The sequence below is a fragment of the Sphingopyxis sp. SCN 67-31 genome (assembly GCF_001725095.1).
In genome coordinates this window covers 1-5,038 of sequence record NZ_MEFH01000041.1, presented here as the reverse complement: position 1 = coordinate 5,038, position 5,038 = coordinate 1, and the positions used below count along the sequence as shown (strand labels likewise).

Below are 5,038 nucleotides of genomic sequence, written 5' to 3'. Positions count from 1 at the left end.
GCCGCGATAGCGCGAAATGCCGCGATCGACTGGCGTCGCTCGGCTGAAGCACGCGGCCTGCTGCGCCAGCAACCGATCGACGACGCGCTGAGCCTGCGCGCCGACGAAGGCGCAGGTCCGGAGGCGCTGCTGGACCAGCGCGACAGCCGCGCGACCATCGACCGCTGCCTCGCGGCGCTCGATGCGCGCGCCGCGGGCTTTTTGCGGACCGCCTTTTTCGAGGGGCTTTCCTACCGCGAACTTGCGGCGCGCGAAGCGCTGCCGCTCGGCACGATCAAGAGCATCATCCGGCGCTCGCTCGTTCGCTTGCGCGCCTGCCTCGGCGATGTCTGACGGTCGTTCCGCCACCGCCGACGTGCTCGCCGCGGAGCTGGTGCTCGGCCTGTTATCGCGGGATGAGCAGGCAATCGCCGCCGCCCGCCTTGCAAGCGACGCGCGCTTTGCCGCCGAGGTCGCGGCCTGGGAAGAGCATTTCGGCGCGCTTGCCTGGCAGGTCGAAGACCAATTACCACCGCGCGAGGTCTGGGCCCGCATCGCCGTCGCGATTGATGCGCGGAAGGCGTCGCAGAGCCGCTGGCCGCGCGCCTCGATGGCGATGGCAGGGGCAGCGGCCCTTCTGATGCTGACCGTTCTGGTCTGGCCTTCCCCCGAGGCGCGCCGTGCACCGAACCTTGCGGTCGCGACGTTGGTCGGTCCCGACCTGGTGGTCGGAGCGCGCTATGCGGCCAAGTCGGGCCGGATGCGCGTCGAGATAGCGGGAGCACTGCCGGGGCCGGGGCGCCCGGAACTTTGGATCCTGCGCCCCGGCATGGCGCCGGTGTCGCTCGGCCAGCTTGCACCGCAAGGACGTTCGGAAATGATCATGCCGCGCGCGCTCAGGCCGCTCGTTCAGAGCGGCAGCGAGTTCGCGATCACGATCGAGGCACCTTCGACGACGCCGCACCTCCGGCCCAGCGGACCGCCACTCGCGCGCGGCGCGATAATTTTTATCTAGCGGGTGCATCCGCCCGCCGAGCCATTCCGTAGCTTCACTGCCCCTCCCCCATCCGGGGCGAAAAATTCAGGAAAGGAATGTTCGATGAAGATTTCGCACATCACTCTTGCCCTTGCCGCTGCTGCGCTCGCGACCACCGGCGCCCACGCCAAAAATCCCATGGTCGGCGGCGCCGCGATGTACGAGACGAAGAATATTGTCGAAAATGCTGCAGCCTCAGCCGATCACAAGACGCTGGTGGCGGCGGTGAAGGCCGCCGGTCTCGTCGACACGCTCGCCTCGCCGGGGCCTTTCACGGTCTTCGCGCCAACCGATGCGGCGTTTGCAAAACTGCCCGCCGGTACGGTCGACACGCTGCTTCTCCCGGAAAACAAGGCAAAGCTTACCGGGATCCTGACTTATCACGTCGTACCCGGACGCCTGACTGCAGCCGACATTGCGGCAAAGGCGGCGGCCAACGGCGGCAAGGCCGTTCTGACGACCGTCGAGGGCGAAGCCCTTACCGTCTGGCAAAAGGACGGAAGCTGGTATGTCAGCGACGCCAAGGGCGGCAAGGCAAAGATCGGTCCCGCCGACGTTCTGCAGTCGAATGGCGTCATCCACGTCATCGACGCGGTCCTGATGCCGTGAAGCGAGACGCCCCCTGCTGCGCGCCGCGCGGCGGGGGCGCTCTTTACAGTGAAGCGGATGTTCAGAGGCGCAAGCCAGACCAAAGCCCGGCAAGCGTTACGCAATGAACCGCCGCGATAGCGAGATTGCTCAGGATGACAGGATTGCGCCAGTCTCGCACGATGAAGGGCGCCATCAGCTTGTAAAGTATCTGCACCGCGAGCAGTGGCGCGGCGAGCAACGGCTGGCCGAGCAACAGCAGCAGCACCGAAAGGATCAGGATCGCGGCATAAATGCTTAGCAATATGCCCCGCGCCGGACTCGGCGGCCCCCATGCCTCATCGGCCCAGCGGGCGCCGCGCGCAAGACCCAGGCAAACCGGTATGAGGACCGCTACGTTGAGCAGGAGCGAGACGTAAAGCATCGGCGTCATGGTTCAGCCTTGCGCGCGCACCGGACCGAGCAGCATCGCCCGCGCATCGCCGCGGCACCGGTAGCTCAGCCACAAGAGATAGAGTGACAGGAACAGCATCCCGCCAAAAACCGCGACGAGGCCCAGCAGAAGCGATGCCGCGCTGAAATGCCCCCGCCACGCGGTCCAGATGCCGGAGAGCAGCAGGAAGCAGAAGAAGTCGAGATTGAACTGGCCGGGCCAACTCATTGCCGCCATGTCGCCGAAAAAGACCGGCAGCAGATTCCAGCCGTGATGCGCGATGGTGACGCCGGTATAGGCGATGATGACGACCAAACAGGTCGCCAGAAACAGCCGAAACAAGGTCATGCCAAATCCCCTCCCAATTCGCCCTGCGGCGATTCTTCCAGATAAAGACAGCGCGCGAGCATCGCGCAAAGGCCGATGCTGCCGGTCGCAACGACGAAGAGGGTCCAAGGAACCACCCGCATCCCGACCGATCGCGCGCGCGGCAGGAGCAGCGACCAGGCGGTGCCGACCGCGAGCAGCAGATCGAACCAGATCTGATTGCCCCAGACGCCGGCCTGATGAAGCGGCCAGAAGCCGGCCCAGCCGCCGGTAAGCGCGGCGTAACCGCTCCAGATCGCGAAGAGCGATGACGCTGCCGCCGCCAGCAGCCAGCTACCGCGCGCTCTGGCCGGGCGCGCGATTTTGACAAAGATGAAGGCGACAAAGACCAGCGCCGCGCCAATGGGCGCAAGCTCGAACAGCTTATGGTCAGGTCCGTACATCATCGGATGCGAATCCATGTAGCAGTTGCTACATTCATATCGATCGCTAGCAGCGGGCGCAAGAGGTGAAGATGGTCAGCCGCGAAGAACAGCGTGCACGGGTCGAGGTCGCTCTGGCAGCGCATTTGCTCGACCATGGGCTCGCGCAGACGAGTTTGCGCGAGCTCGCGCGCGCCGCGGCGGTCAGCGACCGGATGCTGCTTTATTATTTCACCGACAAGGCCGAGGTGCTGGGCTGCGCCGCGCAGCGGATCGCCGCGGACCTTGCCGGGCATATTGGCGAAGCGGTCGGCGAAGGCGAGAGGCTCGCGCCGCTTGCTCTCCTCGAACGGGCCGGGGCGCTCGTCACGCGCCCGGAAATCCGGCCCTATATGCGACTATGGGTTCAGATGATTGCAGCGGCGGGCCGCGGCGAAGCCCCTTTCCCCGCGATCGCAGAAGCGATGCTGGCCGGCTTCCTGTCATGGGTCGAGGCGCATCTTGCGATTGACGAGGCCGCCGATCGGCAGGCCGTCGCCGCGATGATCGTCGCGGCGGTTGACGGTCTCGCGATCATCGACATCGGCCGCGGGCCCGATCTGGCGGCGCGCGCCGCGCGCGCTATCTCCCATCTCGGTCGTCCTCGCTGATCGCGGTACGTGAAAGGCCGCCCCTTGCGGGACGGCCTTTCCATTGTCAGCCAACAGGGGCTTTGCTCAGATAAGCGGCCGCTCCATGGCGGAGGCCAAGCTCACCAGCGTTGCCGCATGCGGCATATGACAATGAGACATCAGACCACCTCCTTTCCGTTGTTGAACGATAAGTAGAATGTGGGTCGTCGGCGGCTATCCGTCAAGCGCTCAACAAAAAGCGTGAGCCGAAGGCAGCCAGCGCCTTCAGGCAACGCGTTTCATATCCTGACAGGTGCAGCGGTTCATAATCGGCATCCCGGCCCTTCGACGCCCCGATTTAACCAAAAAACTCCCGACCATTGATTGCGATCTGCGCAGATGGTTATGCTAGGTTCAACACCGATGAGGGAAGCGCGTGGGCGACGGCGAAGACGATTTTACATTTGCGACCGAAAAGCAGCGGGCCGTGCTCGAACTGCTCGCCAATAATCGTACCAGCAAGGAGATCGCGGGTGCGCTCGCGGTCAGCGAGCCCGCGATCAACCGGCGCATCGAAGTGCTGCGTCTGCGCCTCGGCGGCATTACGCGACACGAGCTTGTGCGGCGCTATCGCGACTGGCGCGATCGCATCGCGCCGGATGCGGAGGCCTCCGTACCATGTGTAGAAAATGATGACGGATTTATACAGCTAGGCGCACGCGCTGCATTCGGGAAGACAGGGGACGGGAGCGATGCGGGCGAGACGGCCGCCAGGCTTCGGGACAGCATCGCCGTTCGGGTGGATGCGCCCTGGGCCGAGGAGATGCCGCAGCCGCGCGTCGTCCCGGGGATGCTCGATGGCAGCAACGCCATGCTATCCCGCGGTGCGGCGATCGCGATCATTCTGCTCGCGATCCTTGCCAGTCTGGCGGTCGGCCTTGGCGTCGCCAGAGCGCTTGCGGATATCGTGAACGGCTGACCGATCCCCCGTCCATTGGAATGCATCGGCCGCGGGCGCCGATGCGAGGGGAAAGACAATGAACGCAACACTCAGTTTATGGTGCGGTCTCGTCACCAGATTCGCGCCGCCGACGAGACGTCGGCGCGCCGTACAGCCGCCCAGGCGTTGACCCGTCCGCCGCGCCGCGCCACGCTGTGCCGATGGACCGGCTTCAAATAGCAAATCTGGTGATGATGTTTCTCTTCGGTGCAGCAGCACTGCGCTGGGGAGCGGCACCCGAGCGGATCTGCGTGGCGATTCTTAGCTTCGTGACCCTTGCCGACCCCGTCTATCACCTTTTGGCGGGCCATGGCGCGATCTACGGATCGGTCGACATCGGTCACCTGACATTCGACCTCATGATGGCGGCGGGCTTCATTGCCGTCGCGCTCTGGGCGAACAGGATATATCCTTTATGGCTAGCCGCCTTCCAGCTCGTCTCGGTGATCGGGCATTTCTCGCGCGAACTGACGAGCAGCTTTCCAAAACTCGCCTACGGCCTGATGATTTATGGCCCCTTTTATATCATCTTGCCGATCCTGGGGTTCGGGATCTGGCGCCACGCGCGGCGGCGGCGGCGCCACGGGCCGTATCCGTCTTGGCGGAGCTCCTCGCCCCCTTCGCCGCCGAGCGCGCGTCCAC

Annotated in this window: 9 protein-coding genes; 6 read left to right on the top strand and 3 right to left on the bottom strand. The window is 64.9% G+C overall.

Going from position 1 to position 5,038, the window contains the following annotated elements; translation table 11 throughout:
• The 3 genes from ABS88_RS05110 to ABS88_RS05100 all read left to right on the top strand — a co-directional run.
• Positions 1–333, top strand: a 333-nt coding sequence (locus ABS88_RS05110; RefSeq protein WP_286749345.1) for a sigma factor-like helix-turn-helix DNA-binding protein, incomplete at its 5' end; no start/stop codon positions are given.
• Between the two features lie 22 nt (positions 334–355).
• On the top strand, positions 356–994 hold the full coding sequence (locus ABS88_RS05105) for an anti-sigma factor (RefSeq protein ID WP_286749344.1): 639 nt from the start codon (positions 356–358) through the stop codon (positions 992–994).
• Between the two features lie 84 nt (positions 995–1,078).
• Positions 1,079–1,624 carry a fasciclin domain-containing protein gene (locus tag ABS88_RS05100; protein ID WP_003040873.1) on the top strand — a complete coding sequence of 182 codons (546 nt, stop codon included), beginning with the start codon at positions 1,079–1,081 and terminating at the stop codon, positions 1,622–1,624.
• 61 nt (positions 1,625–1,685) lie between these two features.
• On the opposite strand, the gene ABS88_RS05095 is transcribed toward ABS88_RS05100, so the two are convergent.
• The 3 genes from ABS88_RS05095 to ABS88_RS05085 are packed head-to-tail and all read right to left on the bottom strand — an operon-like array spanning position 1,686 to position 2,809.
• Positions 1,686–2,036: a hypothetical protein gene (locus tag ABS88_RS05095; protein ID WP_062901943.1), complete on the bottom strand. Its 351-nt coding sequence runs from the start codon at positions 2,034–2,036 to the stop codon at positions 1,686–1,688.
• A gap of 3 nt (positions 2,037–2,039) precedes the next feature.
• Entirely contained in the window at positions 2,040–2,384 is a 345-nt protein-coding gene (locus ABS88_RS05090) for a hypothetical protein (RefSeq protein WP_286749343.1), read from the bottom strand.
• Positions 2,381–2,809: a hypothetical protein gene (locus ABS88_RS05085; protein ID WP_286749341.1), complete on the bottom strand. Its 429-nt coding sequence runs from the start codon at positions 2,807–2,809 to the stop codon at positions 2,381–2,383. The genes ABS88_RS05090 and ABS88_RS05085 overlap by 4 nt, the downstream gene beginning before the upstream one ends.
• 68 nt (positions 2,810–2,877) lie before the next feature.
• Between ABS88_RS05085 and ABS88_RS05080 the strand changes: the two genes are divergently transcribed.
• The 3 genes from ABS88_RS05080 to ABS88_RS05070 form a co-directional block, all read left to right on the top strand.
• The gene (locus ABS88_RS05080; protein ID WP_286749339.1) at positions 2,878–3,435 is read left to right on the top strand and encodes a TetR family transcriptional regulator; all 558 of its coding nucleotides are present in this window, start codon (positions 2,878–2,880) and stop codon (positions 3,433–3,435) included.
• 397 nt (positions 3,436–3,832) lie between these two features.
• Complete coding sequence (locus tag ABS88_RS05075) at positions 3,833–4,375, top strand: helix-turn-helix domain-containing protein (RefSeq protein ID WP_286749337.1); 543 nt, start codon at positions 3,833–3,835, stop codon at positions 4,373–4,375.
• A gap of 182 nt (positions 4,376–4,557) precedes the next feature.
• Positions 4,558–5,038: hypothetical protein (locus ABS88_RS05070; RefSeq protein WP_286749335.1), on the top strand; the 481-nt coding region annotated here is incomplete at its 3' end.